This is a genomic window from Nocardia sp. CA-135398, assembly GCF_050955845.1.
In the GTDB taxonomy this organism is placed as follows: Bacteria; Actinomycetota; Actinomycetes; order Mycobacteriales; family Mycobacteriaceae; genus Nocardia.
In genome coordinates this window covers 8,369,691-8,395,833 of record NZ_CP192084.1, presented here as the reverse complement: position 1 = coordinate 8,395,833, position 26,143 = coordinate 8,369,691, and the positions used below count along the sequence as shown (strand labels likewise).

Here is a 26,143-nt window from a genome sequence, read left to right as displayed (position 1 = left end):
GCGCGGATACTTCCGTGTCGAACGGCCCACCGGGCACCCGACGAGACCTTGGAGACTCGAGTGACAACCAAAGCCCGTTCAGCGAAGAGCACGGCAAAGAAGGGCCCACGCCCGGTTGCGATCGTGGGCGGTAACCGGATTCCGTTCGCGCGCTCCGATAAGGCCTATGCCCACGCCTCCAACCAGGACATGTTCACCGCCGCGCTGGACGGTCTGGTGAGCCGGTTCGGCCTGCAGGGCGAACGCCTCGGGATGGTCGTCGGCGGCGCGGTACTCAAGCGTGTCGGCGAGCACGGCATGGTCCGCGAGAGCGTGCTCGGCAGCAAGCTCAGCCCCTACACCCCGGCCCACGACCTCCAATTGGCCTGCGGCACCGGCCTGCAGGCGATCGTCACCGTCGGTGACGCGATCGCCGCCGGTCGCATCGATGCCGGTGTGGGCGGTGGCACCGACACCACCTCCGATGCTCCGATCGGGGTCAGCGAATCCATGCGCGAGTGGATGCTGGACGCCAACCGCGCCAAGAGCAATAAGGACCGCCTCAAGCTGGTCGGTCAGCTGCGTCCGGCCATGCTCGGCATCGAAATCCCGCGCAATGCCGAACCGCGCACCGGTCTGTCCATGGGTGAGCACGCCGCCATCACCGCCAAGGAATTCGGCATCGCGCGTGAGGCCCAGGACGAACTGGCCTACCTGTCGCACAAGAATATGGCCGCCGCCTACGACCGCGGCTTCTTCGACGATCTGATCACCCCGTTCCTCGGCCTGACCCGCGACGACAACCTGCGTCCCGGTTCGACCGTCGAGAAGTTGGCCACCCTCAAGCCGGTGTTCGGCACCAAATTGGGCGACGCCACCATGACCGCCGGTAACTCCACCCCCCTCACCGACGGCGCCTCCGCGGTATTGCTGTCCAGCGACGAATGGGCCACCGAGCGCAACCTGCCGGTGCTCGCGCATCTGGTCGATTCCGAGGTCGCCGCGGTCGATTACATCCACGGCCCCGACGGCCTGCTGATGGCGCCTACCTACGCGGTGCCGCGTCTGCTGGCCCGAAACGGCCTGACCCTGCAGGACTTCGACTACTACGAGATCCACGAGGCCTTCGCCTCGGTGGTGCTGGCCACCCTGCAGGCGTGGGAGTCGGATCAGTACTGCAAGGAGCGGTTGGGCCTGGACGGCGCGCTCGGTTCGATCGATCGCAGCAAGCTGAACGTCAACGGGTCCTCGCTCGCCGCGGGCCACCCGTTCGCCGCGACCGGCGGGCGTATCGTCGCCTCTACCGCGAAGATGTTGGCGGAGAAGGGATCCGGCCGTGCGCTGATCTCCATCTGTGCCGCGGGCGGTCAGGGCGTCGTCGCGATACTGGAGCGATAAACAGCCGACAGGAGGTGGCGTCCGGCTCAGTCGACGCCACCTCCTGTTTGTCACCGCACCTGCGAGTTCTATTCGACATCAACGGATTTCGCGACGATGTCGGCAAACTATCGGCAACCTGAAGACTCATTCGCGGGCGAGTGCCGCACGATCCTCGACGAGTCCGCGAGTGATCTCGGCGAGCCGATCCGTCGGAACCTCCACCGCGCCTTCGGAATTGATGACGACCACGGTCGGATAGATGCCACGGGTGAGATCCGGGCCGCCGGTGGCGGTGTCGTCCTCGGCGGCGTCGAATAGCGATTCGACGGTGATCCGCAGCGCCTGTTCCTCCTCGATGCCGCGGCTGTAGGTCTTCTTCAGCGAGGACTTCGCGAACAGCGAACCAGAACCGACCGCGGTGTAGCCGAAGCGCTCCTCGCTGCGGCCGCCGACGACATCGTAGGAGAAGATCCGCCCGACCTTCTCCGGGTCGGTGGCGCTCAGGTCGTAGCCGACCAGCACGGGGACCACCGCCATATCCTGCAGTGCGGCAGGCAGATTGTCGCGCACCATCTTCGACAGCTTGTTGGCCTTACCCTCGAAGGTCAGCCCGACGCCCTCGATCTTCTCGTAATGCTCGAGCTCGACCGCGAACAACCGGATCATCTCGATGGCCATGCCGACGGTGCCGGCGAAACCCGCCGCCGAGTAGGTATCGGTGATGAACACCTTCTCCATATCCCGGCTGGCCAGCAGATTTCCCATGGTGCCGCGCCGGTCACCGGCGAGCAGCACCCCGCCGCGGTAGGCGACGGCCACGATCGTGGTGCCGTGCGGCGCGAGATCCGATCCGCGCACCATGGCATTGCCGAAATCACTGCCGGGCAGGAGTTCCGGGGCGAATCGGCGCAGGTTCTCGGAGAAGGAAGACGACGCGAACTCCATACCTCTCACGGTAACGACTTCCGGCCCGGGCGTCAGCGCACCGAACTCCCACAGGCGGCGGCGAATCCGATCAGACTCGCATCGCTACTTCGAGGGCAGTTCGATGTGACCACCGAACGCCTTGCGCATGGCCGAGAGCATCTTGTCCGCGTACAGCGCCTCGCCCCGCGAGGAGAATCGCGCGAACAGTGCCGCCGCGAGCACCGGCGCGGGGACGCCGGTATCGATCGCGGCGTCGAGGGTCCAGCGGCCCTCACCGGAGTCCGAGACCCGGCCGTCGAAGGATGCCAGGGTCGGATCGGCGTAGAGCTCGCTCGCGGTGAGGTCCAGCAACCATGAGGCGACCACCGAACCGCGGCGCCACACCTCGGTCACCTCGGGCACGTCGATGTCGTATCGGTACCACTCCGGATGTTCGAGCGGGGTCTCCTCGGCGGAGGCCACGGCATCGTGCGTCGCGCCGATATTGGCCTTGTGCAGGATATTCAGGCCCTCGGCGTAGGCGGCCATCGCGCCGTATTCGATGCCGTTGTGCACCATCTTCACGAAATGTCCGGCGCCCGCCGGTCCGCAGTGCAGATAGCCCTGCTCGGCGGGCGATGGCTCGCCCGTGCGGCCCGGCGTCCGCTCGGCCGCCTCGACTCCGGGTGCGATGGACTTCAGCAGCGGATCCAGATGCGCCACCGGCTCGGCCTCGCCGCCGATCATCAGACAGAAGCCGCGGTCCAGTCCGAACACGCCGCCCGAGGTGCCGATGTCGACGTAGTGGATGCCCTTGGGTCGCAATGCCGCGGCGCGCGCGATGTCGTCGTGGTAGCGGCTGTTGCCGCCGTCGATGATGATGTCGCTGGGTTCGAGCAGCTCGGCCACCTGGTCGATCACCTGACCCGTCACCGCGGCCGGGATCATCACCCACACCACACGCGGGGTCTGCAGCCTGGATACGAAGTCCTTCAGATCGGTGCAGCCCTGGAAACCATCACTGCCCAGTTCCGCGACGAGCGTGTCGATGGTCTTGGGTCTGCGTTCGTAGCCGACGGCGGTATGTCCGTCTTTGACAATCCGGCGCACGATATTGCCGCCCATCCGACCTAGGCCGATCATTCCCAGCTGCATTCCATCCATCTCCTCGTCGCGTGCGGAGCCCTGGTGGCAGGGGTTCAGCTCGATTGTCCCGCGCGTCTGTAACGCGCGGTGCGCCGAACCGATAAACGGGTTGGCTCCGTGTAGTTGCCAGACCCCCGACCCGGCAACTACGCGGGGCCCTTCCGTGTGCGGCGCGGTCCATTGCACGGGATTTGCTGCTGGGCCGTGCTGTGCTGACGATGTCGGTGGAGACGATTATCGTTGGCGGGGCTCGCACCGTGCGAGCTCCTTACAATCGAGCGGGGAGGACGGTTCGTGACGAGCGAATCGAGTACCGGGCGGCAGGGCCGAAACGAAGGCAGCCAGGTCGGACTACGACAGCTCCTCGACTCGGCTCGTTCCGCCACGCCGCAGCAGCCACCACCGCCGCGTACCGTCGCGCAACAAGCTCCTGTCGCGGGTCAGCGACCGCCGCAACCACCCAGGCCGCGTTCGGCGCAGCCCTACCAGGCGGCGCAGCATGAGTCGGCGGTACAGCCGGAGTCGCCGTCGGGACATCAGTCATCGGAGTGGGCCGGGGATGCCATGCCGACCGAGCCGCTGCGGACACCCCGGCGGCCCAAAGCGACCGGCCCCACCGGCGGGCCGCGGCGTCGCGCACCCGAACAGCCGTCCAGACCGAGCGGGCTGAGATCGCCCATCGCCAAACGCATCGGTATCGGCGTCGGCGCACTGATCACGGTGTGCGGCCTGGCTTATCTTGCGGACCTTGTACTTTCGTCGGGCCACGTACCGCGCGGCGTCGTGGTGGCCGGAATCGATATCGGCGGCGAGGACACCGCGGACGCGGCCGCCCAGCTGCGCACAGCGGTGGATCCGCGCGTCGACCAGGAACTGCCGCTGCAAATCGGCGACGTGCAGACCAGGCTCACGCCCAAAACCGCTGGCCTCGCCGTGGATTGGGATGCCACCTTTGCCCGCGTCGGCGGCCAACCGCTCAACCCGATCACCAGACTGACGTCGCTGTTCGTCACGCATACGGTGCCGGTCGTGAGCACCGTCGACGACAACGCACTGAATGCCCAGCTGACCGCCCTGCGCGTGCACGACCGCGCGACGGTCGAGGGCACCATCGCCTTCGACGGCGCCCGCCCGGTCGCGGTGCCACCGGTACCCGGGCGCATCCTCGATGTTCCGGCCGCGCGCGCCGCGCTCATCGACAACTGGTATCTCGGTGCGCTGCTCGATCTTCCGGAGACGGCCGCGCCCATCGCTGTGCGCGCGGAGGCGGTCGAGCAGGCCTTGCACACCATCGCCGAACCGGCGGTGAGCGCGCCGATTGTTTTCGCGGGCAAGAACAATGCGGTGGGCAAGCTGGAACCGGAGCAGATCGCGTCCATACTGTCCTTCGCACCGGATGGTCAGGGCGGTCTCGCCGCGACCTTCAAACAGGATGTCGCACTCGGGGTGCTCGCTCCGCAACTCGCGCCGTCCGAGGTCGAGGCCAAGGATGCGACCTTCGCCGTGACCGGGTCGGCCGCGACGGTGGTTCCGGCCGTGGTCGGCGACAAGATCAATTGGGCGAAGACCTTCGAGCAGCTGCCGAATCTCGTCGTCGCACCGCAGGAGCGCACCGCAGAGGCCGTCTACGAGAAGGTGGATCCCAAACTCACCACCGAGGCCGCGAATGCGCTCGGCGTCACCGAGGTCATGGGTCAATTCACCACCAGCGGCTTCAGCGGGCCCTCCGGTGTGAATATCCGCGTGGTGGCCAAGAAGGTGAACGGGGCCATCGTCAAGCCGGGAGAAACCTTCTCGCTCAACGACTTCACCGGTCCGCGCGGTACCGCCGAGGGCTATGTCGAATCCGGCATCATCGATCACGGCCGACCGAGCACCGCGGTCGGCGGCGGCATCAGCCAGTTCGCGACCACCCTCTACAACGCCGCCTATTTCGCGGGTATGGAGGATGCCGGTCACACCGAGCACAGCTACTACATTTCCCGCTATCCGGCGGCGCGCGAGGCCACCGTCTTCGACGGCGCCATCGACCTCAAGTTCCGCAACAACAGCCAATCCGGTGTCTACATCGAAACATCGACCACCGATTCCGAGGTCACCGTTCGGCTCTGGGGCACCAAGACGGTCAATGTCGAATCCATCACCGGCGAGAAGACCAAGCCCACCGAACCGACCACGGTCAAACTGCCCAAGGGCAAGGACTGCATCGCCACCGAAGGGGCGCCGGGCTTCACCATCTCCGATACGCGAGTCATCACCGACCGCAAAACCGGTCGCGAAATCTCGCGCACCACGCGGACGGTGAAGTACGACCCGGTGCCGGTGGTGAAGTGCGAGTAGGCAACTCCTACAACGGAGTTCGCATCAGCAGTACGTTGTACTGGTTCCATACCGACAGCAAGAAGTACAGGTCACCGCCGGTCTGATACGGGAAGATCATCGGCGCGTAGGCACTCGGCAACGCGGTGCCGTCGACGAGCACCTCCGACTCGCTCCACGGTCCCTCCGGCGCCGGTGCGGTGCGCAGCACCACGGCATTCTTGGAATCCGTGGTGAGCATGATGAATTTGCCGAGATGCTCGTTCCACATGACCGACAGCTCGCTGACATCCCCGACGATCGGTGTGGCGTCCTTGGCCTCGGGCTTCCACTCCTTGCCGTCCCAGTACTCGTAGCGATCGAGATCGGCGATATCGGATTCCTGTGCCCGCGAGACGAATCCGGGATTCAGTCGACCGGCCGGGGTGCCGTACCGGTAGATGTAACCGGCGTCCTTCAGGAAGGCGTTCTGCTGAAAGTTCTGGTGCCCGTCCACATTCGCGCGCCGAGTGGTGGTCAGCGGGGCCCAGGTCCGACCGCCGTCGCCGGATGCGGCCAGAGTGGAGAAATTGGTCGTCCACTTGCCGTGCTCACCCCATTCGCGCACCGACATCAGGCTCATGTACTGCACGCCGTCGACCGAAATCCCCGCTGTCGGAATGAGACTGATCTCGATGCCCGGAATCTTCGGGCTGGGCAGCGGATTGGTCACGGCGCCGTCGAAGGAGATCCCGTGCGACGGATCCTTGGTCGAGCTGTGGAAAAGCACCTGGCTGCTCCAGGCGAAGGCGCTGCCGACGAGCAGGTTGGGGAAGCCGAGGCCCGCGCTGTCGCCGAAGGCCGTGATCATCCTGCCGTTGCCGTCGTCCCACATGACGCCGAGGTCGGTGCCAAGCACATTGACGTTCTGGGTGCGATTGGGGCTGTCCATCCCGGTCATCTGGAAGACCGCCTGGGTCCGTCCGGGTAGGTGCGGCAGGCCGCGTGGCTGTCCGTTGATGCCGGGAATGGGATTGATGCCGGGAATGGGAAGCACGAAATTCGAATCGGCGGCGGCCGGTCCGGCCAGCGCGACCGATAGTGCGGCGGCGAGTACCCCGGCTCTGGTGAGTGCGGACAGCGATCGGTTCATCCGGACGATCCCTCCTTGCGCGCGGTCTGCCCGGTTATTGTGCCCGGTTTCGTGATCTCTGTCCGGGTGCTGCGTGCTGGAGACCCACATGTGATCATCGCTACACTGAGGAGCATCAGGAGACGGGGCTTCGGCAGGTGCTGGCCTGTCACCGCTGGTTGACAGTCGCTCGAAATGGCAAAGCTGTTCGGTACATCCAGCAGGATTTCGTGAACGCTAGGCGGTGGCTCCATGGGTGACAGTCGCGCGATACTTCGTAGTTGGTGGCGCGATCCGGCGCACTATCGCTGGTTCGTGCGTACGCTCGAATCCCATTCCGGGCTGCGCCTGATCAAGGTGATCATCGGTGCGGGCGGTGCGTTGATGCTCGCTATCAATCTCCTGATCTGGATGTCGCCCGCGGGGCCGAACGGCACGGCGGCCCGCACGATCTTCGCGGCGGCCGGTGTGACGGCCGCGGTGTGGACCATCCGCTGGTGGCTGTTCCCGTGGCCCCGCGCCATCACCTCGCTGGCCATGTTGACCTGGGCGGATCTCGCGATCACGGCGTCGTGCCTGGTGGACAGCGATCGGGTGTACGGCGCCTTGAGCGCGATGCTGCTGGTGGTCACCGGCGCCTACATAACCTTCTTCCACAGCCCGAAGGCCCTTGCCGCGCATGCCGGATGGTCGCTGCTCACGGTGGGTGCGCTGGCCGTGCTGCTGGTGACCGATGCGCAGAGCAATGATCTCGCGCTGGCCGGTGCGATGGTGTTGATCATGGTGGCGGCCATCGTCGTGGTGCTGCCCGCACTGCAATTCTGCTATTGGGTGCTGCGCATCGATGTGCTCTCGGATCCGCTGACCATGCTGCTGAATCGGCGCGGCCTCGACTACTACCTGTATCGGTCCCGCTACCAGCAGCAATTGTGCGTGATCACGCTCGATCTCGACCGTTTCAAGTCGGTCAACGACACCTTCGGCCACATCATCGGTGACGAGGTGCTGGTCTCGACGGCCGAGCGGTTGCGCGCCGCGGTCGATCCCGATGCCGTGGTCGCCCGCACCGGCGGGGAGGAGTTCGCGGTGATCGATCAGTTGGATCGAGCCGCCGCGCTGAGTCTGGGCGAGCGATTGCGCGTTGCCGTGGCGGAGACGCCCGGCATATCCGTCACCGTCACGGCCAGTGTCGGAATCGCGGTGTGCGACGGCGGCACGGACGCCGGACGGCCGCAGCTGCTGCTTCGGTGTGCCGACGACGCGATGTATCGGGCGAAACGGCTCGGCGGCAATACCGTTGTGCTGGCCGAGGATCCGGAACCCGCGACGATCCAGCTCGCCGAGCCCGCCCGAGAGATGGTGCGCCGCACCGAATAACAACAGCGACCCCGGAGATTCCGGGGCCGCCGTACGCGAAATCTATTGGATCAGAACGCCGCTTCGTCCAGCTCCATGATGTCGTTGTCCAGGTTGGACAGGATGGCGCGGGTCGCGGTCAGCTCCGGCAGCACATTGCGTGCGAAGAACTGCGCGACGCCGACCTTGCCCTGGTAGAACGCCTCGTCGGCACCGGTCGCGCCATTGTCGAGTGCCTTGATGGCAACGTCGGCCTGACGCAGCAGCTGCCAACCGATGAGCAGGTCACCCACGGCGAGCAGGAAGCGCACCGAACCGAGACCGACCTTGTACAGCTCGCTCGGCTGCTCCTGGGCGGCCATCAGGTGTCCGGTGAGCGTGGCGGCCATGGCCTGCACGTCCTCGAGTGCGGTGGCGAGCAGCTTGCGCTCGGCCTTCAGTCGGCCGTTGCCGGCCTCGGACTCGATGAACTTCTGCACCTGTCCGGCCACATGGGCCAGCGCGACGCCGCGGTCACGGGCGATCTTGCGGAAGAAGAAGTCCTGCGCCTGGATCGCGGTGGTGCCCTCGTAGAGCGAGTCGATCTTCGCGTCGCGGATGTACTGCTCGATCGGGTAGTCCTGCAGGAAGCCGGAGCCACCGAAGGTCTGCAGCGCTTCGGTCAGGTACTGGTAGGCCCGCTCGGAACCGACGCCCTTGACGATCGGCAGCAGCAGATCGTTGACGCGGAACGCCAAATCCTTATCGGCGCCGGAGACCAGCTCGGCGATGTCCGCATCCTGGTGCGCGGCGGTGTAGAGGTAGATGGCGCGCAGACCCTCGGCGTATGCCTTCTGCATGGCCAGGCTGCGGCGCACGTCCGGGTGGTGGGTGATGGTGACGCGCGGGGCGGCCTTATCGGTCATCTGGGTCAGGTCCGCACCCTGGACGCGCTGCTTGGCGTAGTCCAGTGCGTTCAGGTAACCGGTCGACAGGGTCGCGATTGCCTTGGTGCCGACCATCATGCGCGCGTTCTCGATGACGTCGAACATCTGCGCGATGCCGTTGTGCACCTCGCCGACCAGCCAGCCCTTGGCGGGCACGCCGTGGCCGCCGAAGGTGACCTCACAGGTGGCCGAGACCTTGATGCCCATCTTGTGCTCGACATTGGTGACGAAGACACCGTTGCGGTCGCCCAGGGTCTGGGTCTCGAAGTCGAAGTGCCACTTCGGCACGTAGAACAGCGACAGTCCCTTGGTGCCGGGACCGGCGCCTTCGGGGCGGGCCAGCACCAGGTGCATGATGTTCTCGAACAGGTCGTCGGAATCACCGGAGGTGATGAAGCGCTTGACGCCCTCGATGTGCCAGGAGCCGTCCTCCTGCTTGATCGCCTTGGTGCGGCCGGCGCCGACATCGGAACCGGCATCCGGCTCGGTCAGCACCATGGTGGCGCCCCAGTTGCGATCGGCGATGATCTGCGCCCACTTCTTCTGCTCATCGGTGCCGTTGTTGTAGAACACCTGCGCGAAACCCGCACCGGCGGCGTACATCTGAGCCGGCGGGTTGGCGCCGAGGATCATCTCGCCCAGCGCCCAGGAGACGGCGCTCGGGGCGCCGAGGCCACCCAGTTCCTCGCGGACGGCGACCTTGGCCCAGCCCGCGTCTTCCAGTGCGCGGTAGGACTTCTTGAAGGATTCGGGGAGAGTGACCGTGTGGGTCTCGGGATCGAAGGTCGGCGGGTTGCGGTCACCGTCGACGAACGAATCGGCCAGCGGACCCTCGGCGAGTCGACGCACCTCGTTGAGCATCTCCTTGACGGTCTCGGTGTCGAGATCGCCGTAGGCGTCGCTGTCGAGGATGGTGCCGAGGCCGAGTACCTCGAAGAGGTTGAACTCCAGGTCGCGGACGTTGCTCTTGTAGTGGCCCATTTCTGTTACTCACTCTCCGTTGAGTTGGTGCGGTCGGTTGGTTGCCGTTCCCGCCCGTTGTCCGTCCACCGGGTAGCCGTGCCGGTTCCGCATGCTACTCGCGGGTAACTTATTCGCCATATTACCGGTCGGTAATGGGGGCGCAAAGGCTCGAGCGGGCAAATGTGATGTGAAAAACACTCGAATGCGTTGCCGTTCGTCTACGGCTCGCGTAGTAGACCGCCGCGCCGGGTTTGCCGACACATGTCTGGTGGCCGACTGGCTGGGCGTCTCCGGATAGCTGGCGACTACCGTGAAGATGTGCGAATCGAGACGAGCGCGGGGCCCGCGGAGATCGAGCTCGACAAGCCGCGCAAGGCGGCGTTCCTACTGCTGCTCACGCACGGATCCGGCGGCGGTGTCGACGCGAAAGACCTGCTCGCCGTGCGCGATTGCGCCTACGAGCTGGGCGGCGCGGTGGCGCGGGTGGTGCAGCCGTATCGGGTCGCGGGACGACGCGCGCCCGGGTCCACGGTGAAGCAGGACGAGGCCTGGCTCGAGATCGTCGCCGACCTGCGCAAGCGGGTGAAGAAGGTCCCGCTGATCCAAGGTGGCCGCAGCAACGGAGCACGGGTGGCCTGCCGCACCGCCATCGCCGCCGATGCGCGCGGTGTGCTCGCGCTGTCGTTCCCGCTGCATCCGCCAGGTAAACCGGAGAAGACGCGTCGCGAGGAACTGTTGGCTGCGGGCGATATCGAGGTCGTGGTGATCAACGGCGCGAACGACCCATTCGGAATCCCCGACCCCGCCGATGCCGCCGAGGTGCGCGTTATCCCAGGTCAGCCGCACTCCTTTCGGTCAGGATTCGACATCATCACCGACACGGTCACCCCCTGGTTGCAGCGCTGGTCCCAGTAGCGCCCGCGCCACGCATCTGGCCGCCCATGAACTCGGCGCGACAGCCCGCTGACAGCTCCGATCTGCTCGCATTCGGATGGCTGCCCGCGGCAGTCGACTTCGACACGCCGCGCCCGCATTTTGCGCGCCCGCAGGAAATCCGAGGCGTGCATCGAGCGTGCGAGGTGTGTTCAGGTCTGCGTGGTGCGTTGAGGCGTGCGCACGTTGAGGCTGCTGGGTGCTGAGGCTTGCGGTGCTTTGAGGCCTGCGTGGTGCGTTTAGGTCTGCGTGGTGCGTTGGGGTGCTGAGGGCTGGGGTGTTTTGAGGCCTGTGTGGTGCGCGTTGAGGCTGCTGGAGCGTGAGCCCTGTGGTGCTTGAGGCCTGTGTGGTGTTTGCGGCTTGCGTGGTCTGCGTGGTGCGTTGAGGCGTGCGCAGTGTGTTGAGGTTGCTGGGGGTGCTGAGGCCTGTGATGCTCGAGGCCTGTGTGGTGCTCGAGGCCTGTGTGGTGTTCGAGGCTTGCGTGGTGCGTTTGGGCCTGCGGGGTGCGTTGCGGCGTGCGTGGTGGGCGAAGTGCTTGTGCGGCAGGTCAGCTAGCTGTCCGGGGACGCGGTTTCGATGGGGGGCGGGTCCGCCGGGGGTTTGGTGGCGATGACCAGCGCGTCGATGGCGTCGCGTTCCTCGGTGGCGCGGTAGATGCGGTCGGCGATGCGGACGCGGATGCGGTGCGGATCTGGGCCGAGGTCGTCGATGATGTCGTCGGGGGTGAACAGGACCGCGGGGTCCTTCGGGCCGCCGAAGCCCTCGGTGAGATTGGTGGTGTCGTGTCCGAGGATCAACAGGGTGCCCTCGGGGGCGAGTAGATCGGCGAGGCGGCGGACCAGCGGACGGCGTTGTTCGGCGGGCAGGTGCAGGAACACCATCAGCACGAGTTCGTACGGGCCGGTTATGCCCGCGGCGTCGAGGTCGGTGACATCGGCGCACTGCCAATTGATCCGGCTGCGCACCGATCGGGACAGTCGGCTCGCGATGGTGCGGCCCTTATCAATTCCTACCTGTGAATAGTCGACGGCATGCACCTGCCAGCCGTGCGTGGCCAACCACAGCGCATTGCGTCCTTCGCCGCAGGCGAGATCGAGGGCACGCGGCAGTTCGGGTGGCTCGCCGTCGGGACTGTTCGGCACCACCGGCGCGTTCCGCTCCAGCCCGTAAACATGCTCCACCACGGTGCTGTTCGGCGGCGCACCCCAGACCAGCTCACTCTGCGCATACCGCATGTTCCATTCGGTCGCGTCCATATGCGCGAGTGTATTTGCCCGTGCGCCGCCCGATGCCCACCTGCCATGCGATGCCCGTGCACCCGCGATCGCCCCTGCACCGAGCGCCCCGTCTTGCGTCGCGCGGGATGGTCGTGCACCGCGCGACCCGCTATGCATACCGCGCGACGCGCCCTGCGCTGCGTGGTCAGATGATCACCATGCATCCTTGGCGGCATCGCCCCGAGAGACCACCAACACCAGCACATGATGATCATCTGACCTGCGTGCGCCAGTGCGATGGCCGGGCACTGTGTGACCCGCCGCAGTACACCGCGCCACGCGATGACCGTGTGATGGGCGTGTGCGACGCCCGCGACCTCGTGCGACCCGCCCTGCGCGCCGCATCATCGGCTTTGCCCGTGCGGTCGGCCGCGCTCTAAGCGCTCGCTTGCGGTAACCAGTGCACCGGTGAGGTCTCGCGGATGTGGACGAGTACGTCGAAAGCATCAAGGAGGGATCGCACTGTGGTGTGGGCGGTGGCGTCATCGGCCGGATCGTAGATGCCGCTGATCGTGCGGAGCTTCGCCGGACCGTGCAGCCACTGTCGCACCGATTCCGGTGCGGCGCTGTGCAAGTCGAGGTAGAAGGCGGGCAGATCCACTGCGCCGAGCGCCGCGTCGACCAGGTCCGGCTGCGGTTCCGGTGCCACCGCCATACCGAGATCCCCGTGATGGAAACCGATGGCCACCGAGATGTACCCGGCACCGAAATGTTCGCGCAAATAGCTACCGGTGCCACGGAATTCGGAGCTTTCCGCCGGACCGGCGCCGAGGGTGATGGCCGCGGTGTGGGCTATGCCGTCCCAATACGCGATTTTCGCGCCGGTATCGCGCTGCCATTCGATGACGCGATCCGCGGCGGGCTGCTCGTCGCGTGCGAAACCGCCTTGTCCGGCAACACTCTTCTCGTGGAATTCGACGATGAGCCGCAGATGCGACAGCGCATTTTCGAATTCTGTTGTCATCGGAAGCTTTTCGAATAAGGCCAAGGCATCGCGTGCGTCGTCGATGAACGGGCGGCCGGGGTGAATTCCCTGATGGCGCTGCACATGTTCGTCGATCTGATGTGCGGTGCGTATCGGGCGGAGGTGGGATTCGATGGCGGCCAACCGATCCGGTGCATGCTGGCGAACATAATCGAGCACCGCATCGTAATCCGACGGTTCGGCACGCGGCGGCTCGACGCCGAAAATCCGCACGGGATCCTCCGGGTGCTCCTTATTGAATTCGCGAATCCACGTCAGTGCCGTTGCCATTTCGGCGGTCCGGGTCGGCCGCCACGCACCCGCGAGCACGGATTCGGGATCACCGGCGCCGGTCCGAACATAGGCATCGAGCCGCTCACCCGAACGCGCACTGTCCTGCACCGCGAGCACGCGAAAACCATATTCCGCCACAAGCACTCGGAATACCCGCTCACGCAGTCCGAAGGTCTGTCGCGAGAACCGGGTCGACTCACCGAGCCCGACCACGATCGCCGATTTCAACCGCTCGATCAATGCCGCGATATCCGATCCGACACTATTCGAACCCGTATCGAAAATCGGCCGTGCCTGTGTGCGCAGCCATTCGTGCAAATCCGAAGTGCCGGTATCTGATTCGCTGGATGCGAGGGTGGTGCCCATGGTCTCTCCCGAAGCTCGACGACTCGACTCGCCCCAGCTTCATACCTGAAGTGCCATTGAGGTCAAGTCGGTGGAACATTCGCACATGGCCGCGGGAATGCCGCGGCCATGTGCCTGGGAAGGACTAGAGCGTGGCACGCATCAGAATCACGTTGTACTGGGTGTGCACCGTGGTGACGAAGTACAGGTCGCGCCCGGTCTGGTAGGGGAAAATCGACGGGGCGTATGCGGCCGGGAGTTCGCGGGTGTCGATCAGCACCTCGGGATCGCTCCACGGACCCGCCGGTGAGCTGGCGCGCCGCATGACCACCGAGTTGAACGGGTCGGTGGTGAGCGAGATGAACTGGCCGAGGTACTGGTTGTACATCACCGACATCTCGCCGACACCACCCATGATCGGCGCCGCGGCATTGACGTCACCCTTCTTGCTCCAGTGCTCGCCGTCCCAGTACTCGTACTCGCCCAGATTCGCGATATCGCCTTCCCGGACCCGCGCGACGTAGGCCGCCCGATTGCGCCCGGACTGGGTGCCGTATTCGTAGACGTAGCCACCGTCCTTGACGAATGCGTTCATCTGGAAGTTGGCATTACCGCCCTCATTCGGGCGCCGGGTCTCGGGTAGCTCGGCCCAGGTCTCACCGTTATCGCCGGAAACGGCGAGTCCGGAGAAATTCGTGGTCCACCGGCCGACATCGTCCCAGCTCTGCACCGACATCAGGCTCATATACTGCACGCCGCCGACCGAAATGCCAGCCGTGGGGATTCGGCTGATCTCGATGAATGGAATCTTCGGGCTGGGAATCAGATCGCGTGCCTGGCCGAAGATATCGCGCACGACGCTGTCGAAGTAGATGCCGTTGGACGGATCGTGGGTGTGGCTGCGCACGAGAATATTGCTGCGCCACGCCCACATGCTGCCCGCGAGCAGATTCGGCAGGCCGAGTCCGGCGGTATCGCCGAATGCGGTCAGCATCTCGCCGTCGCCGTTATCCCACATGATGCCCAGATCGGTGCCGAGCACGTTATAGGTCTGGGTGTTATTCGGGCTGGCCATGCCGGTCACCTGGAATACCGCCCTGGTTCGGCCGACCAGATTGGGAAGTCCGCTGGTGCCGTTCAACACCGGGATCGGATTGATCGCATTGGGGTTTGCCGTGGCTGGGATAGTCGCTACGAGGAGCAATACCGAAGCTCCTGCCAGGGCCGAGAGCAAAGCGGACGCGGTTTTGTGCAAGTCTCAAAGCCCTCCGGTTCTGGCCGAAGTGGCACGGTACGCAGGCCCCCAACACCGTGTGTCGTGTCACATTTCGGCTGGCTGGCAAATCGTTCAAGATGCTAACAGCGAAACCGGCGAAATTGGTGGCTTGAGTGATTCGTCTGGAAACTTGTAAGCGTAGTGCTACCCGAATTGTGATCAGCGACTACGAGATATGGCCTGCCGCAGGATCAATGGCAGCTGGGTGGCCCGTTCGATGGCGAAGGTGCGCCGAGCCGAGGCGTGCCAGGAGCGATCGAAGAGTTGTTTGGCGCCCGCGACGGCGCGCGGGGAGCGGATGGCGATGCGATCGGCGAGCCTTTCCGCCGCCGCGACCGGGTCCGCGGTCACCTCGGTGACCAGGCCGATCCGCTCGGCGTATGCGGCGTCCACGATATCGGCGGTCATGGTCAGCAGCAGCGCCTTGTCGACGCCGATCAGCCGGGACAGCGTCGCCGCGCCGGTCATATCCGGCACCAGGCCGTACTTGGCCTCCATTACCGAGAATTCCGCGTCGGGGCTGGCGAAGCGGACGTCGGCGGCCAGTGCGATCTGCAGCCCGCCGCCGTAGCAGTGGCCGTGTACCGCCGCGATCACCGGCACCGAGAGTCGACGCCAGGCCCAGCAGGCCTCTTGAAAGGTATTGGTGCCGCGCCAGGGCAGCGGGATGAAGCCGCGGACGGCGGCGAGCGGATCGCGCCTGGCTCCGGCGATGTCGAGGCCGCTGCTGAAGCTCGGGCCGTTGCCGGACAGGATGACCGCGCGGACCTCCTTGTGGCCCGCGACGGTATGCGCGGTCGTGACGAGATCGCGCAGCATCTCGATGGTCAGACCGTTGTGCTTATCCGGCCGGTCCAGCCTGACGTAGGCGCGGTCGTCGACGAACTCCAGCGCGATATTCGAAGCCATTCCCGGATCTTACCCGTGAGTCAGTTCCAGGGCTATTGCCTGCACGCATGCGCTTTGCTGTAATCGAACGCAAGTTACCGTCAACATTGACGGTAAAGAGTGGAGGAACCATGCTGCCACCCGGATCGGAGCCGCGCACGCCGGTACTCGTCGGCGTCGGACAGATCGTGCACCGCTCCGGCGAGCCCGGACTGCCCGGACCGGTCGAACTCGCCGCCGAATCGCTGCGCCGCGCGGGCGCCGACAGCGGCACCGGGGATCGGCTACTGCGCTCGGCCGATCTGATCGCGGCCGCGGCCCCGGTGACCAGGCCGTATCCCGATCTCGGCGGATTGGTCGCGGCGGAACTGGGCGCCGCGCCGAGACGCACGCTGCAATCCGCGCGATTCGGCGGTGACGCGCCGCAGCGCCTGGTCAATACCGTCGCGCAGGCCATTGCCGATGGACGCTGCGAGGTCGCACTGATCACCGGTGCCGAATCGGTCGCATCCTGGAATGCGGCCACCCGCACCGGCGCCGCACTCGATTGGCCCGAGCAGGGCGAGGATGTGCGGCCGACCGAGCTCATCGGCACCGAACGCGGCCCCAATTCCGATATGGAGACGGCGGCGGGGCTGTGGGGGCCGACCTACTTCTATGCGCTGATGGAAACCGCGCTGCGCGGACGGCTCGGTCTGAGCGAGGCCGCGCATCGCGAGCGGATCGGGGGACTGTGGTCGCGGCTCTCGGCGGTGGCGGCCCGGAATCCGTATGCGTGGCAGCCCGCCGAACAATCGATCGAGGATCTGGTGATGCCGACGCGGGCGAATCGCATGGTGTCATCGCCTTATCCGAAGCTGCTCGTCGCGAACCTGTCCGTGGATCAGGGCGCGGGGCTGATCCTGTGCAGTGTGGCCGCGGCCGATGCGGCGGGCGTGCCGAGGGACCGCTGGGTCTTTCCACACGGCGGGGCCAGCGCCACCGACGAGTGGTTCGTCTCCGAACGTGCGGAGATGTCCAGTTCACCGGCTATCGCAGCGACCGGGCGGGCGGCATTGTCGGGCGCGGGTATCGACATCGACGACGTCGCGCATGTCGACCTGTACTCGTGCTTCCCGGTCGCGGTGCAGGTCGCGGCCGAGGCGCTCGGGCTGCCGATCGACGATCCGGCGCGTCCGCTGTCGGTCACCGGCGGACTCACCTTCGCTGGCGGCCCCGGCAATAACTACGCGACCCATTCGATCGCGACCCTGACCGGTCGGCTGCGCGATGACCCGTCGGCCTACGGATTGGCGAGCGCACTCGGCTGGTACATCACCAAGCACGCCATCGGCGTCTACTCCGCCCGCCCACCTGCGCGACTCTTCCATGCGGTCGAACCGGAAGTGCCTGTGGCACGGCGTGATACGGCGCCCGGTTACACGGGACCCGCTACCGTCGAGGCCTACACCGTCGCCTACCGCAAGGGGCCAGCGCCCGAACACGCCGACGAACCCGAGGCCGTGGTGATCAGCGCGTTGACTCCGGCCGGTGCCCGCATACTGGTTCGGGCGTCCGATTCGGAAACCGTCGCGGCGTTCACCGACGGCGACCCGATCGGCGCGGACGCCGATGTGATCGCCGCCGATAAGCTCATCTTGCTCACCGAGAGGACCGTCAAATGAATTCAGCGTCGCACAGCGACTCCGTGAGCGGTGGCGGCCGGGAGACGGGTGCGCCCGATCTTGTACTCGTCGAAAAGCGTAATGCGATAACGCTATTGACCGTCAATCGACCGGAAGCCCGCAATGCCATCAACCTGGCCACCGCGCAGGCCATCGAGGCGGCCGTCGACGAATTCGAGGCCGACGAAGCCGCGCGCGTGCTCGTACTCACCGGCGCCGGCGGAACCTTCAGTGCCGGAATGGATCTCGTCGCGGCATCCAGGGGTGAGATGCCGATGACCCGCAACCGGGGTCCACTGGGCATTGCCGCGAAACCCCCTGTCAAGCCGATGATTTCGGCCGTCGAGGGTTTCGCGCTGGCCGGCGGGTTCGAACTCGCGCTCTCCGGTGATCTCATCGTCGCCGCGAACAATGCCCAGTTCGGTATCCCCGAGGTCAAGCGCGGGCTGGTGGCCGCGGGCGGCGGCGTACTGCGGTTGACCCAGCGGCTCCCGCGCCCCATTGCCGCGGAGCTGGCGCTCACCGGTGGCCGTATCGACGCCGAACGGCTCTACCAGCTCGGGCTGGTCAACCGGCTCACCGCACCCGGTGCGGCACTGGAGGGCGCATTGGCACTGGCCGCCGAAATCGTCGCGGCCGCACCGCTTTCGGTGGCGGCGAGTAAGCGGATCATCGATGAATCCCCGGATTGGTCCGTCGCGGAGGGTTTCGCCAAACAGGGCGAAATCGCGCTGCCCGCGCTGTTCTCCAAGGATGCCGCCGAGGGTGCGCTCGCCTTCGCGCAGAAGCGCGAACCCCAGTGGCAGGGACGCTGATCCGATGCCCGAACGCGTCCGGGAGACGCAGGCGCAGCGGCGCTCGCGCATGCGCACGCGGCTCCTGGACGCGGCGGTGGACAGTCTGGTCGAGGTCGGCTACGCGGGTACCACCACACTCGAGGTGCAGAAGCGGGCCGGGGTGCCGCGCGGCACGCTGCAACACCACTTCCCGACCAAGGCCGATCTGCTCGCCGGTGCCGTCGAACACCTGGCCGAGCGCCGATTCGCCCAGCTGACAAGGGAATTCGCGGCGATTCCGGTCGATGCCGATCGCCTCGAAACCGCGGTCGAGCTGACCACGCGCATGTTCACCGGGCCGTCGTTCTGGGCGGCGCTGGAGATGTGGGTCGGCGCGCGCACCGATCCCGAACTGCTCGCGGCCTTTCTGCCGCTGGAGCATCGACTATTCGACCTGATACACAACAGTATTCGCGATATCTTCCGGCAGGAATTCCCGGACGACCCGCGCGTGCCGACCATTACCGAATTCACCATCGAGATCATGACCGGTCTCGCCATGCGTGTGCTGCTCACCGGCGATCTGGACCGCAACCGAATCCTGCAGCAGCGCTGGGGAAATGCGGTCCGGATCCTGCTCGGCACGGCGGATCCGGCAACACTGACGGTCAGGGATGTGGGCTGATGGTGTCGAGCAGGACCTGCGCGCAGCCCGCCGGATCGTCGAAGAACGGCGTGTGGCCGCTGCCGTGCAACGTGACGTGGCGGGCATTCGGCAGCACGGTGCGTGCCTTCCTGCTCTGGGTGGCGTAGGTCAGCAGGATATCCCGGTTGCCCCAGGCGATGGTGACGGGAATGTCGGCCAGCGCACCGATTTCGTGCAACTTCGCATCGGTGAAGGAGGCGAGGGCGGGCTCGAAGCCGGGTGCGTCGGCCGCATCGGTGGCGGTATCGATGGCCACCTGTGGATCGATCGCCCACGGCTTGCCGAAGACCAACGACAGGAAAGCGGTGCGTCCCGCGGCGGTGCCGAGCACGTCGGGCAGCCATCGACGCAGTACCCGGGCGAGTTGGCGGGATTTGCCGAGCGACTGTTGGCACCACACGCGGCCGGGGGTGTCCCAGAATCCGATCGGCGAAAATGCCGTGACCGAGCGGGCCGCGCCCCGGGCGCCCAGGTTCAGGCTGATGAGCCCGCCCATCGAATTGCCCGCCAGGTGCGGGCGCTCGATGCCCTGTTCGGTCAGGAAGTCGGCGAGTGCCTCGGTGAGGGTGTCGACGGTGGTGTGCTCGATCGGCGCGGAACCCGCGAAGCCGGGCAGATCGACGGCGATGACGTCGAAGGATTCGGCCAGGGTGTCGATGATCGGCTCCCACACCTGCCAGCGGCTGCCTACGCCGTGCACCATGACCAGCGGTTCCCCCGCGCCTGCCCGGTGATGGTTCAACGTCGTCATAGCTGTGACCGTACAGCGATTCCCGGCGGTCGGACCGAGATTTCCGGCCATGGCTAGGGCCGGATTTGCGCTGGCAGTCGGCCGAAACGTGGGTACGATAAATGGTATGGCAACGCGTAAGGTCACCCTCTCGCTGGACGAGGCGTCCTGGGCCTTCGCCGAACAGGCGGCGGCCCGCGCTGGGATGTCGCCGTCGGCGTGGATTTCGAAGGCAGCGCGTCGCGAAGCCGTCCGGACCGGCGTCGGTCCGATACCCGATGTGACGGCACTGGCCACCGCGGACGAGGCGGAGCTGGCCGCCGCCGAGGAGGCGATGCGTGCGCAGGGGTGAACTGTGGATCTATCACCCACACGGTTCGCCGCGGCGCCGTACCGTCGTGCTCATCAGCAGCGATGGCATCAATGAATCACCGAGGCAGTGGCTGATCGCCGCCGAGGTCGTCGACGAGGATCCGCTGGACATTCTGGCGGTGCCCGTCGAACGGCACGGTTGGGTGCATGCCGGGAATATCGGTCGCATCTACCGCGGCTGGCTGGCCGAACCCATCGATGAGATGGAAACGGATGCGCTGGAGCGGTTGGACACCGCATTGCGCGCGGCGATGGACCTGTAACCCCCTTCCCGACTGGGAAGCCGATCGCCGCGCTACCGCTGGACGTCGTACGGCATTATCGTTGCGGCGCCACCGCGGTGGCCGTGTATTCGAACTGAATCGAGAAGAGGAATCAGGTGCGGACCTTCCTGATCGCCGCAGCGCTCGTCGCGCTGCCGGTACTGGCGGCTTGCGGCAACGACAAGGCCGCGGACCAGCCCGCGGTAACCCAAGCGGACCTGTCCAAGTCGCTGCAGGACAAGGGACTCAAGGACAAGAGCCTGGCCGACTGCGCCGCCAAGCTGTATGTGGACCAAGGCATTTCGCAGGAGGGCCTGCGCAAGATGATCAGCGACGAATACGACACCAAGGCCGCGGACCCCAATAACTTCGGCATGAGTCAGTCCGATGCCGACAAGGCCCGCGAGGCCAACACCAAGATCTTCACCGAATGCCGCGCGAAATAGCCGGTTGATCGGCCCGTATCCGCCCCGGACCCACTGGGTTCGGGGCTCATTCGGAGCTCAGGCGGCAGGGCAGTGTGTCGACGGTGCCGGGATGACCAGGTCGATGAGATAGCGGTCGGCCGCATGTGTTGTACAGGGCGTGCGGTCGTAGGTGCCGTGGCCCCAGCCGTCGTAGGTGAGCAGGGTGGAGTCGGGGATTTGGGCGGCCACCCGAGTCGCCCATTCGTACGGGGCGGCGGGGTCGTGGCGGCCGTTGATGATGAGAATCGGTGGGGCGCCGTCGAGCCTCGGGCGGTGTGGGGGATTCTGCGGAGAGGTCGGCCAGGCGGAGCAGAGAGTGCCTGCGGCCCAGGCGAAATGGGCACGCAGCGTCGGGGTTGCGGCGTTCTGTTCGTGCCATTGCCTGATCCAGTCGTCCTGATCGGCGATATCGAATTTCCAATCGGCGCATACGAAGGCCTCCGGCGCCGTCGTCGGTCGCCCTGATCGCTGGACTGCGGCCGGTTGCACCGGGGTCTCCGGTTGAGTGGCCAATGCCTGCAGATCGGCGGCCAATCCCGACCAGTCCGGGCGGTAAAGCCGTTGTATCACTGTGATACTCAGATCGATCGGGCCTATTGCCCGATCCGGATCGGCCGAATCGTGCAACGTTGTGTGCGCGGCCCGGTCGGCGAGGTCGCCGTAGATCCGGTACACATCCGCGCCGTGCAGTGCGCAGGTCTGATCCCGTGCGCACCACGCCGCGAATTCGTCGAAAGCATCTTGGCCAGCACGCGCCTCGGTGGTGAAGAAGCCGCGACCGTCGAGGCTGTGATCGTCCACGCTGTCCATCAGCAATGCGCGCAGCCGCTGCGGGAACAGTTCCGCATAAGCCTGCGCGAACATGGTCCCGTACGACCGGCTGTAGACGCTGAACTGATCGACCCCGAGGGCAACCCGCAGCGCCTCCACATCCCGGGCGACGCTGACGGCATCCAGATGGTCGACGAGCGGGCCGGTATGCTCGCGACAACTCGCGGCGAACTCCCTTGCATAGGAACGAACTTCGTCGAGTCGGCCACCGAGGTCGGGCACCATATTCGGCCGATGCGCGGCCAGTCCGCCGTCGCAGCGCAGCGGGTGACTGCGCCGCACCCCACGTGGATCGAGACTGATGATGTCGAATCGCGTCCGCAGTTCCGGCGAGAATTTCCCGCCCTTCAGAATATCGTCCACCCCGGAGGACCCGGGGCCGCCGGGGAGCGCGACCAGCGTCCCCAGCCTCCGCGCCGGATCATCGGCCTTGTCCCGGATCACGGCGATATCGATCGTCGCACCATCGCGATCGGCCCAGTCGATCGGCACAGTGACTGTCGCGCAGTCATATTCGGCGTTCTCGGGGCAGGAGTGCCAGTCGAGCGTCGAACTTGCGTTTGAACCGCAGGCGACCAATGCGGCGGGCGCCAACGCGCTCGCCAGGACGACACAGAACATGTTGCGGCGAAAGAACATACGCGCAATCCTCAGTGTCCGATCGCACACCCGCATCATCCCGGCGAGCCATTCCGACTCACTCTCCGGTACGAGCCACCTCGGCGAGCCGTACGCCCTGTCGAAGTTCTAGAGCAACGGAGTTGACCGGCGTAGTGCCTGGTCTGATAAAGTCGCGGACGCGCATAGCGCACTGCCGATGTAGTTCAATGGTAGAACTTCTGCTTCCCAAGCAGACAGCGCGGGTTCGATTCCCGTCATCGGCTCAAAAATGCCCTGACCAGCACATTTGCGGTCGGGGTCTTTAGTTTGTGCAGAGGCCTACGCGGTTTGATCGCGGCGGTGTTTGCGGTGGCTGGTGTCGCACAGCGGGTAATTCTTCGAGCGGCGGCACAGGCAGATGGCCACCAGGAAACGGTCGCAGTGCAGTGTTCGTCCGTCGGCTGTCACCAGCTCGACCGGGCCCTCGACCAGCATGGGCCCGTCGGCGGTAAAGGACAGTCGGCGTACCGGATCAGATTCGGTCGGCACGGATCACCACCAGCTCTTCATGTCGTTGTCGCGGACCGATCAGACCGGTCGCCTCGAGCCAGGCGGCGCGCCTGCGCATTACCGGCCCGAACGGCAGGACGGCCCTGGCGACGATCGCCGCCTTCAGTCCGCCGCCGCGCAGTTGGGTGAGGGTGCGATCCGGATCGCAGACCGCGGAGTGCACGATCAGGCCGATACCGTTGTGCGCCAACAGTGTCGGCAACCGGTGGCACAGCTGGTTCAATACGGCCCGGCCGTGGTGTCCGGCGTTCCACGCGCGCGTGTGCCCCCGACCTGGGTGAGTGCTCGGTACATACGGCGGGTTGGCGACAACCACATCGAAGCGGCGATCGCCCAGCACGGTGGCGACATCGCCGCGCACGACCTCCACACCGATGCCGTGGATGCGGCTGTTGAGCCATGCCGTGGCGAGCGCCGCCCGGGAGATATCAACGGCGGTCACCGACGCCGCTCCGGCCAGTGCCGCGTGGATCGCGAGTACACCGGTTCCGGTGCAGGCGTCCAGCGCGTGCCCGCCGGGCGGCAGTGGCGCATCCCGCATGGCGCGGGCGAGCAACCAGGTATCGGCTTGCGGGCGATAAACGCCGGGCGGGCGAATCAACATCACATTCGGCGATTAACCCGAACGGTGCTCGGCAATCAGATCGGCTGGTATCGGATCGGGCTCGATGAGTCCGGGACTATGCAGCGAACTGCGCCCGTGTGCCCAGTTCTGGGCGAGAACATGATCGGCGAAGCGATCTTCGAGCAGGTTGGTGACCTGGATGCCGAGGACGATCGATGAGGTCAGCTCGGGTTCGCGGCCGATCAGGTCGCCGATCACATCGCGTCGCATGACCTGTTCGTGGACCGCGTCAGCCTCCACATGCTCGGTGTAGAACCGCACACACGCCGGGGCCGATTCGAGTCTGCGCAGGGCCTCGACCATCCGTGCCGCGCCCGGCGACGATGTTGTCTCAACGGTTGCGAAGTGCCCGACCAGCGCACCGCGCAAGTGCCGGTGCAGGCCGAATAGCGACATCATGTTGACCACCGCCAGCATCGGCGCGGGGACCACATCGAGGTAGTATAGATAGCCGGACTCCAGCCCGGCCGCGGCCATCAGGTCCGCGTAGAGCTGTGCGTGCACGCGCTCGCCGCGCCCGCCGCCGAATTCGTCGAACTCCACCGCGACCAGCGATGCCTTGGCCTGACCGCGCAGCCTGGGGATCACCCACGCATATGGATCGGCCTCCTTGTGGTGGTAGATCGATCGATGCACGAAATACTCACGCATCTGCCACCATTCACCGGCCTCCCGCAGGTGCGCTCCGATGCCCGTCGGCTCGGTGGGCTCGGTGACCAACTGAGCCAGCTCGGCGTCCAAGTCGGTGCCGCCCGGCACATCCCGCAGCAGCGCGTCGAGGAACTGTTTTTCACATCCGGCCCGCAATTCCAATAACCGCGGATTCCACTCCCACCCCGGATCGACCCCGTCGAAGCCCTGGTAGTGCAGCTCGTAACACAACTGCAGAGCCAGTTGCAGATCTTCGCCGTACGGATCCGCATCGATCACCGGCGGAACGGAATGACCGATATCGCCGCGCAACGCCTCGATGATCCCCGCCGAGAGTTCCCCGCGCGGTCGAGGCAGCACGGGCGCGGAAGTGTCGACCACTGTCATGGTTGCGCAATACCCGACCTCGGCGAATCTATCGCCGCGCCTGCGGCCGAACTCGCGCGCGAATGGCGGCTGAGGACCGGTAGCGAGCAGGCGCTACGCTCGTCGGCGTGCTGCTTTCCGATCGTGACATCCGTGCGGAGATCGCCGCTGGGCGTCTCGGCGTCGAGCCGCTGCTGGAAAACCTGATCCAGCCGTCGAGTATCGATGTGCGGCTCGATGGGCTGTTCCGGGTATTCGACAACTCCCGCTACACCCATATCGATCCAGCGCAACGTCAGGATGAGCTGACCAGCCTGGTCGAGCCCGACGAGGGTGAGCCCTTCGTACTGCATCCCGGCGAATTCGTGCTCGGCTCCACGCTGGAGGTCTGCACGCTGCCGGACGATCTGGCCGGTCGACTGGAAGGCAAGTCCAGTCTCGGACGGCTCGGCCTGCTGACCCATTCGACGGCGGGTTTCATCGATCCCGGCTTCAGCGGCCACATCACACTGGAACTGTCGAATGTGGCGAATCTGCCGATCACCCTGTGGCCGGGTATGAAGATCGGTCAGCTGTGCCTGTTGCGCCTGACCAGTCCGGCCGAGAACCCCTACGGCAGTACCAGCGCGGGCTCGAAGTACCAGGGCCAGCGCGGGCCGACCCCCTCGCGGTCCTACTTGAACTTCCCGCTGCCCACCTAGGTCGATTTGCCCGGTGGCGGTGCGGGTTTCAGGGTCCGGAAGTAGTCGCGACCCAGCGGCAGGTACCCGTACGTCGGCGCCGACCCGAACGATCTTCCTCGTCTCGCTCGAATCGTGCGCCTACGTACGGGTTTCGGCTCCGGTATGCAACTCCGGTGCCCTTTCGCTGCCATTCGCCGGCATGGAACCGGCTCGAAACACACCCGACCGAGCCCGCCCCTGTCGACTGCCAATAGAGGGGCGGACTCGGCAGGCCCGGCGCCGAGCGGCGGCGGGGACCGACGACGCATTCAGTCCCCGCCACCCGCCCCCACCGCGAGTGCCGTCGTGATGACGACGGATAACGGTGGGAGCGTGTCGCCGCGACTCGGTGGGCTGACCCAGAAGCACCCTTCCCGGGTCCACCGTCCGAGTCCGGTCGGCAACATCACGGCACTGCCGATGGCCGGAATGCCTATATCGAGACGGTTCAGCACCTCCAATACCTGTGCGCCCGGCCGACTGTCCGGCTCGGCGAGGAAGCTCCAGCGGATCTGCCTGGCCAGCATGGGGCCCCTCGTCCCCTGCTGTTCCATTGCGGCCCTGACCTTTTCGGCCCGAGTCGTCGGCAGATGGACAACGCAGACCCGGCCGGTGATGGGCAGCATCACGAACCCGCCACGTTCGGTGACCGGCAATCCGAACTCGTGCCGGTAATAGGCCACCCAATCGTCGACTGTTCTGAGTTTCTCCACATTCACGGCCAACTCCTTGCCTCC

General features: G+C 65.9%; 25 protein-coding genes and 1 tRNA gene. 12 read left to right on the top strand and 14 right to left on the bottom strand.

What is annotated here, in order from left to right:
• Window positions 1-60: 60 nt before the first annotated feature.
• Window positions 61-1,377 (top strand): acetyl-CoA C-acetyltransferase, encoded by a 1,317-nt coding sequence (locus tag ACQP1T_RS37305; protein ID WP_433757652.1) that lies wholly within the window; start codon window positions 61-63, stop codon window positions 1,375-1,377.
• Between the two features lie 126 nt (window positions 1,378-1,503).
• Here the strand turns inward: ACQP1T_RS37305 and prcB are convergent, their stop codons facing one another.
• The gene (gene prcB, locus ACQP1T_RS37300) at window positions 1,504-2,304 is read right to left on the bottom strand and encodes a proteasome subunit beta (protein WP_433757651.1); all 801 of its coding nucleotides are present in this window, start codon (window positions 2,302-2,304) and stop codon (window positions 1,504-1,506) included.
• Between the two features lie 84 nt (window positions 2,305-2,388).
• Complete coding sequence (gene gnd / locus ACQP1T_RS37295; RefSeq protein WP_433757650.1) at window positions 2,389-3,420, bottom strand: phosphogluconate dehydrogenase (NAD(+)-dependent, decarboxylating); 1,032 nt, start codon at window positions 3,418-3,420, stop codon at window positions 2,389-2,391.
• A 285-nt stretch (window positions 3,421-3,705) separates the two neighbouring features.
• On the opposite strand from gnd, the gene ACQP1T_RS37290 reads away from it, so the two are divergent.
• Complete coding sequence (locus ACQP1T_RS37290) at window positions 3,706-5,751, top strand: VanW family protein (RefSeq protein ID WP_433757649.1); 2,046 nt, start codon at window positions 3,706-3,708, stop codon at window positions 5,749-5,751.
• A gap of 7 nt (window positions 5,752-5,758) precedes the next feature.
• Here ACQP1T_RS37290 and ACQP1T_RS37285 read toward each other — a convergent pair whose 3' ends face one another.
• Window positions 5,759-6,862, bottom strand: coding sequence for a DUF4185 domain-containing protein (locus tag ACQP1T_RS37285; RefSeq protein WP_433757648.1), 1,104 nt, complete (start codon window positions 6,860-6,862; stop codon window positions 5,759-5,761).
• Window positions 6,863-7,093: 231 nt separating this feature from the next.
• On the opposite strand from ACQP1T_RS37285, the gene ACQP1T_RS37280 reads away from it, so the two are divergent.
• A complete protein-coding gene (locus ACQP1T_RS37280) occupies window positions 7,094-8,218 on the top strand; it encodes a diguanylate cyclase (RefSeq protein WP_433757647.1) in 1,125 nt (374 codons plus the stop codon).
• A 50-nt stretch (window positions 8,219-8,268) separates the two neighbouring features.
• Here the strand turns inward: ACQP1T_RS37280 and ACQP1T_RS37275 are convergent, their stop codons facing one another.
• On the bottom strand, window positions 8,269-10,104 hold the full coding sequence (locus ACQP1T_RS37275; protein WP_433757646.1) for an acyl-CoA dehydrogenase: 1,836 nt from the start codon (window positions 10,102-10,104) through the stop codon (window positions 8,269-8,271).
• 300 nt (window positions 10,105-10,404) lie between these two features.
• Here ACQP1T_RS37275 and ACQP1T_RS37270 point away from each other — a divergent pair, with 300 nt between their 5' ends.
• Window positions 10,405-11,001, top strand: a complete 597-nt coding sequence (locus ACQP1T_RS37270) for an alpha/beta hydrolase family protein (protein WP_433757645.1) — start codon at window positions 10,405-10,407, stop codon at window positions 10,999-11,001.
• Window positions 11,002-11,570: 569 nt separating this feature from the next.
• Here ACQP1T_RS37270 and ACQP1T_RS37265 read toward each other — a convergent pair.
• From ACQP1T_RS37265 to ACQP1T_RS37250, 4 genes are all read right to left on the bottom strand, one after another.
• Complete coding sequence (locus ACQP1T_RS37265; protein WP_433757644.1) at window positions 11,571-12,275, bottom strand: class I SAM-dependent methyltransferase; 705 nt, start codon at window positions 12,273-12,275, stop codon at window positions 11,571-11,573.
• 397 nt (window positions 12,276-12,672) lie between these two features.
• Window positions 12,673-13,920, bottom strand: coding sequence for an erythromycin esterase family protein (locus ACQP1T_RS37260; RefSeq protein WP_433757643.1), 1,248 nt, complete (start codon window positions 13,918-13,920; stop codon window positions 12,673-12,675).
• Window positions 13,921-14,044: 124 nt separating this feature from the next.
• Window positions 14,045-15,154, bottom strand: a complete 1,110-nt coding sequence (locus ACQP1T_RS37255) for a DUF4185 domain-containing protein (protein WP_433757642.1) — start codon at window positions 15,152-15,154, stop codon at window positions 14,045-14,047.
• Between the two features lie 180 nt (window positions 15,155-15,334).
• Window positions 15,335-16,084, bottom strand: coding sequence for a crotonase/enoyl-CoA hydratase family protein (locus tag ACQP1T_RS37250; RefSeq protein ID WP_433757641.1), 750 nt, complete (start codon window positions 16,082-16,084; stop codon window positions 15,335-15,337).
• Window positions 16,085-16,194: 110 nt separating this feature from the next.
• On the opposite strand from ACQP1T_RS37250, the gene ACQP1T_RS37245 reads away from it, so the two are divergent.
• Genes ACQP1T_RS37245 through ACQP1T_RS37235 form a run of 3 tightly spaced genes read left to right on the top strand, consistent with a single transcriptional unit; the run spans window position 16,195 to window position 19,188 of the window.
• Complete coding sequence (locus ACQP1T_RS37245) at window positions 16,195-17,727, top strand: acetyl-CoA acetyltransferase (RefSeq protein WP_433757640.1); 1,533 nt, start codon at window positions 16,195-16,197, stop codon at window positions 17,725-17,727.
• A complete protein-coding gene (locus ACQP1T_RS37240; protein ID WP_433757639.1) occupies window positions 17,724-18,542 on the top strand; it encodes a crotonase/enoyl-CoA hydratase family protein in 819 nt (272 codons plus the stop codon). The genes ACQP1T_RS37245 and ACQP1T_RS37240 overlap by 4 nt, the downstream gene beginning before the upstream one ends.
• 4 nt (window positions 18,543-18,546) lie before the next feature.
• Window positions 18,547-19,188, top strand: a complete 642-nt coding sequence (locus ACQP1T_RS37235; RefSeq protein WP_433757638.1) for a TetR/AcrR family transcriptional regulator — start codon at window positions 18,547-18,549, stop codon at window positions 19,186-19,188.
• Here ACQP1T_RS37235 and ACQP1T_RS37230 read toward each other — a convergent pair.
• Window positions 19,172-19,960 carry an alpha/beta fold hydrolase gene (locus ACQP1T_RS37230; RefSeq protein WP_433757637.1) on the bottom strand — a complete coding sequence of 263 codons (789 nt, stop codon included), beginning with the start codon at window positions 19,958-19,960 and terminating at the stop codon, window positions 19,172-19,174. The genes ACQP1T_RS37235 and ACQP1T_RS37230 overlap by 17 nt on opposite strands.
• Before the next feature lie 106 nt (window positions 19,961-20,066).
• On the opposite strand from ACQP1T_RS37230, the gene ACQP1T_RS37225 reads away from it, so the two are divergent.
• From ACQP1T_RS37225 to ACQP1T_RS37215, 3 genes are all read left to right on the top strand, one after another.
• Window positions 20,067-20,291, top strand: a complete 225-nt coding sequence (locus ACQP1T_RS37225; RefSeq protein WP_433757636.1) for a hypothetical protein — start codon at window positions 20,067-20,069, stop codon at window positions 20,289-20,291.
• Window positions 20,278-20,574, top strand: a complete 297-nt coding sequence (locus ACQP1T_RS37220; protein WP_433757635.1) for a hypothetical protein — start codon at window positions 20,278-20,280, stop codon at window positions 20,572-20,574. The genes ACQP1T_RS37225 and ACQP1T_RS37220 overlap by 14 nt, the downstream gene beginning before the upstream one ends.
• 116 nt (window positions 20,575-20,690) lie before the next feature.
• Entirely contained in the window at window positions 20,691-21,020 is a 330-nt protein-coding gene (locus ACQP1T_RS37215) for a hypothetical protein (protein WP_062992578.1), read from the top strand.
• Window positions 21,021-21,077: 57 nt separating this feature from the next.
• Here the strand turns inward: ACQP1T_RS37215 and ACQP1T_RS37210 are convergent, their stop codons facing one another.
• Entirely contained in the window at window positions 21,078-22,511 is a 1,434-nt protein-coding gene (locus ACQP1T_RS37210; protein ID WP_433757634.1) for an alpha/beta hydrolase, read from the bottom strand.
• A gap of 174 nt (window positions 22,512-22,685) precedes the next feature.
• Between ACQP1T_RS37210 and ACQP1T_RS37205 the strand changes: the two genes are divergently transcribed.
• Window positions 22,686-22,756 (top strand) — tRNA-Gly (locus ACQP1T_RS37205).
• A 55-nt stretch (window positions 22,757-22,811) separates the two neighbouring features.
• Here the strand turns inward: ACQP1T_RS37205 and ACQP1T_RS37200 are convergent.
• From ACQP1T_RS37200 to ACQP1T_RS37190, 3 genes are read right to left on the bottom strand one after another with little or no spacing between them, the layout of a single operon-like run.
• Window positions 22,812-23,021 carry a CDGSH iron-sulfur domain-containing protein gene (locus tag ACQP1T_RS37200; protein ID WP_433757632.1) on the bottom strand — a complete coding sequence of 70 codons (210 nt, stop codon included), beginning with the start codon at window positions 23,019-23,021 and terminating at the stop codon, window positions 22,812-22,814.
• Window positions 23,005-23,646 carry a HemK2/MTQ2 family protein methyltransferase gene (locus ACQP1T_RS37195; protein ID WP_433762519.1) on the bottom strand — a complete coding sequence of 214 codons (642 nt, stop codon included), beginning with the start codon at window positions 23,644-23,646 and terminating at the stop codon, window positions 23,005-23,007. Before ACQP1T_RS37195 ends, ACQP1T_RS37200 begins: the two co-directional genes overlap by 17 nt.
• 12 nt (window positions 23,647-23,658) lie before the next feature.
• The gene (locus ACQP1T_RS37190; RefSeq protein ID WP_433757631.1) at window positions 23,659-24,705 is read right to left on the bottom strand and encodes an iron-containing redox enzyme family protein; all 1,047 of its coding nucleotides are present in this window, start codon (window positions 24,703-24,705) and stop codon (window positions 23,659-23,661) included.
• 107 nt (window positions 24,706-24,812) lie between these two features.
• On the opposite strand from ACQP1T_RS37190, the gene dcd reads away from it, so the two are divergent.
• On the top strand, window positions 24,813-25,385 hold the full coding sequence (gene dcd, locus ACQP1T_RS37185) for a dCTP deaminase (RefSeq protein WP_397030674.1): 573 nt from the start codon (window positions 24,813-24,815) through the stop codon (window positions 25,383-25,385).
• A gap of 290 nt (window positions 25,386-25,675) precedes the next feature.
• Here dcd and ACQP1T_RS37180 read toward each other — a convergent pair whose 3' ends face one another.
• Window positions 25,676-26,125 (bottom strand): hypothetical protein, encoded by a 450-nt coding sequence (locus ACQP1T_RS37180; protein WP_433757630.1) that lies wholly within the window; start codon window positions 26,123-26,125, stop codon window positions 25,676-25,678.
• Window positions 26,126-26,143: the final 18 nt, after the last annotated feature.

Coding starts and splice junctions, on each gene's coding strand:
- ACQP1T_RS37275 (WP_433757646.1), bottom strand. CDS start 10,104: ATGGGCCACTACAAGAGCAACGTCCGCGACCTGGAGTTCAACCTCTTC.
- prcB (WP_433757651.1), bottom strand. CDS start 2,304: ATGGAGTTCGCGTCGTCTTCCTTCTCCGAGAACCTGCGCCGATTCGCC.
- ACQP1T_RS37210 (WP_433757634.1), bottom strand. CDS start 22,511: ATGTTCTTTCGCCGCAACATGTTCTGTGTCGTCCTGGCGAGCGCGTTG.
- ACQP1T_RS37190 (WP_433757631.1), bottom strand. CDS start 24,705: ATGACAGTGGTCGACACTTCCGCGCCCGTGCTGCCTCGACCGCGCGGG.
- ACQP1T_RS37260 (WP_433757643.1), bottom strand. CDS start 13,920: ATGGGCACCACCCTCGCATCCAGCGAATCAGATACCGGCACTTCGGAT.
- ACQP1T_RS37245 (WP_433757640.1), top strand. CDS start 16,195: ATGCTGCCACCCGGATCGGAGCCGCGCACGCCGGTACTCGTCGGCGTC.
- ACQP1T_RS37195 (WP_433762519.1), bottom strand. CDS start 23,646: ATGTTGATTCGCCCGCCCGGCGTTTATCGCCCGCAAGCCGATACCTGG.
- ACQP1T_RS37235 (WP_433757638.1), top strand. CDS start 18,547: ATGCCCGAACGCGTCCGGGAGACGCAGGCGCAGCGGCGCTCGCGCATG.
- ACQP1T_RS37230 (WP_433757637.1), bottom strand. CDS start 19,960: ATGACGACGTTGAACCATCACCGGGCAGGCGCGGGGGAACCGCTGGTC.
- gnd (WP_433757650.1), bottom strand. CDS start 3,420: ATGCAGCTGGGAATGATCGGCCTAGGTCGGATGGGCGGCAATATCGTG.
- ACQP1T_RS37285 (WP_433757648.1), bottom strand. CDS start 6,862: ATGAACCGATCGCTGTCCGCACTCACCAGAGCCGGGGTACTCGCCGCC.
- ACQP1T_RS37240 (WP_433757639.1), top strand. CDS start 17,724: ATGAATTCAGCGTCGCACAGCGACTCCGTGAGCGGTGGCGGCCGGGAG.
- ACQP1T_RS37225 (WP_433757636.1), top strand. CDS start 20,067: ATGGCAACGCGTAAGGTCACCCTCTCGCTGGACGAGGCGTCCTGGGCC.
- ACQP1T_RS37265 (WP_433757644.1), bottom strand. CDS start 12,275: ATGGACGCGACCGAATGGAACATGCGGTATGCGCAGAGTGAGCTGGTC.
- ACQP1T_RS37280 (WP_433757647.1), top strand. CDS start 7,094: ATGGGTGACAGTCGCGCGATACTTCGTAGTTGGTGGCGCGATCCGGCG.
- ACQP1T_RS37250 (WP_433757641.1), bottom strand. CDS start 16,084: ATGGCTTCGAATATCGCGCTGGAGTTCGTCGACGACCGCGCCTACGTC.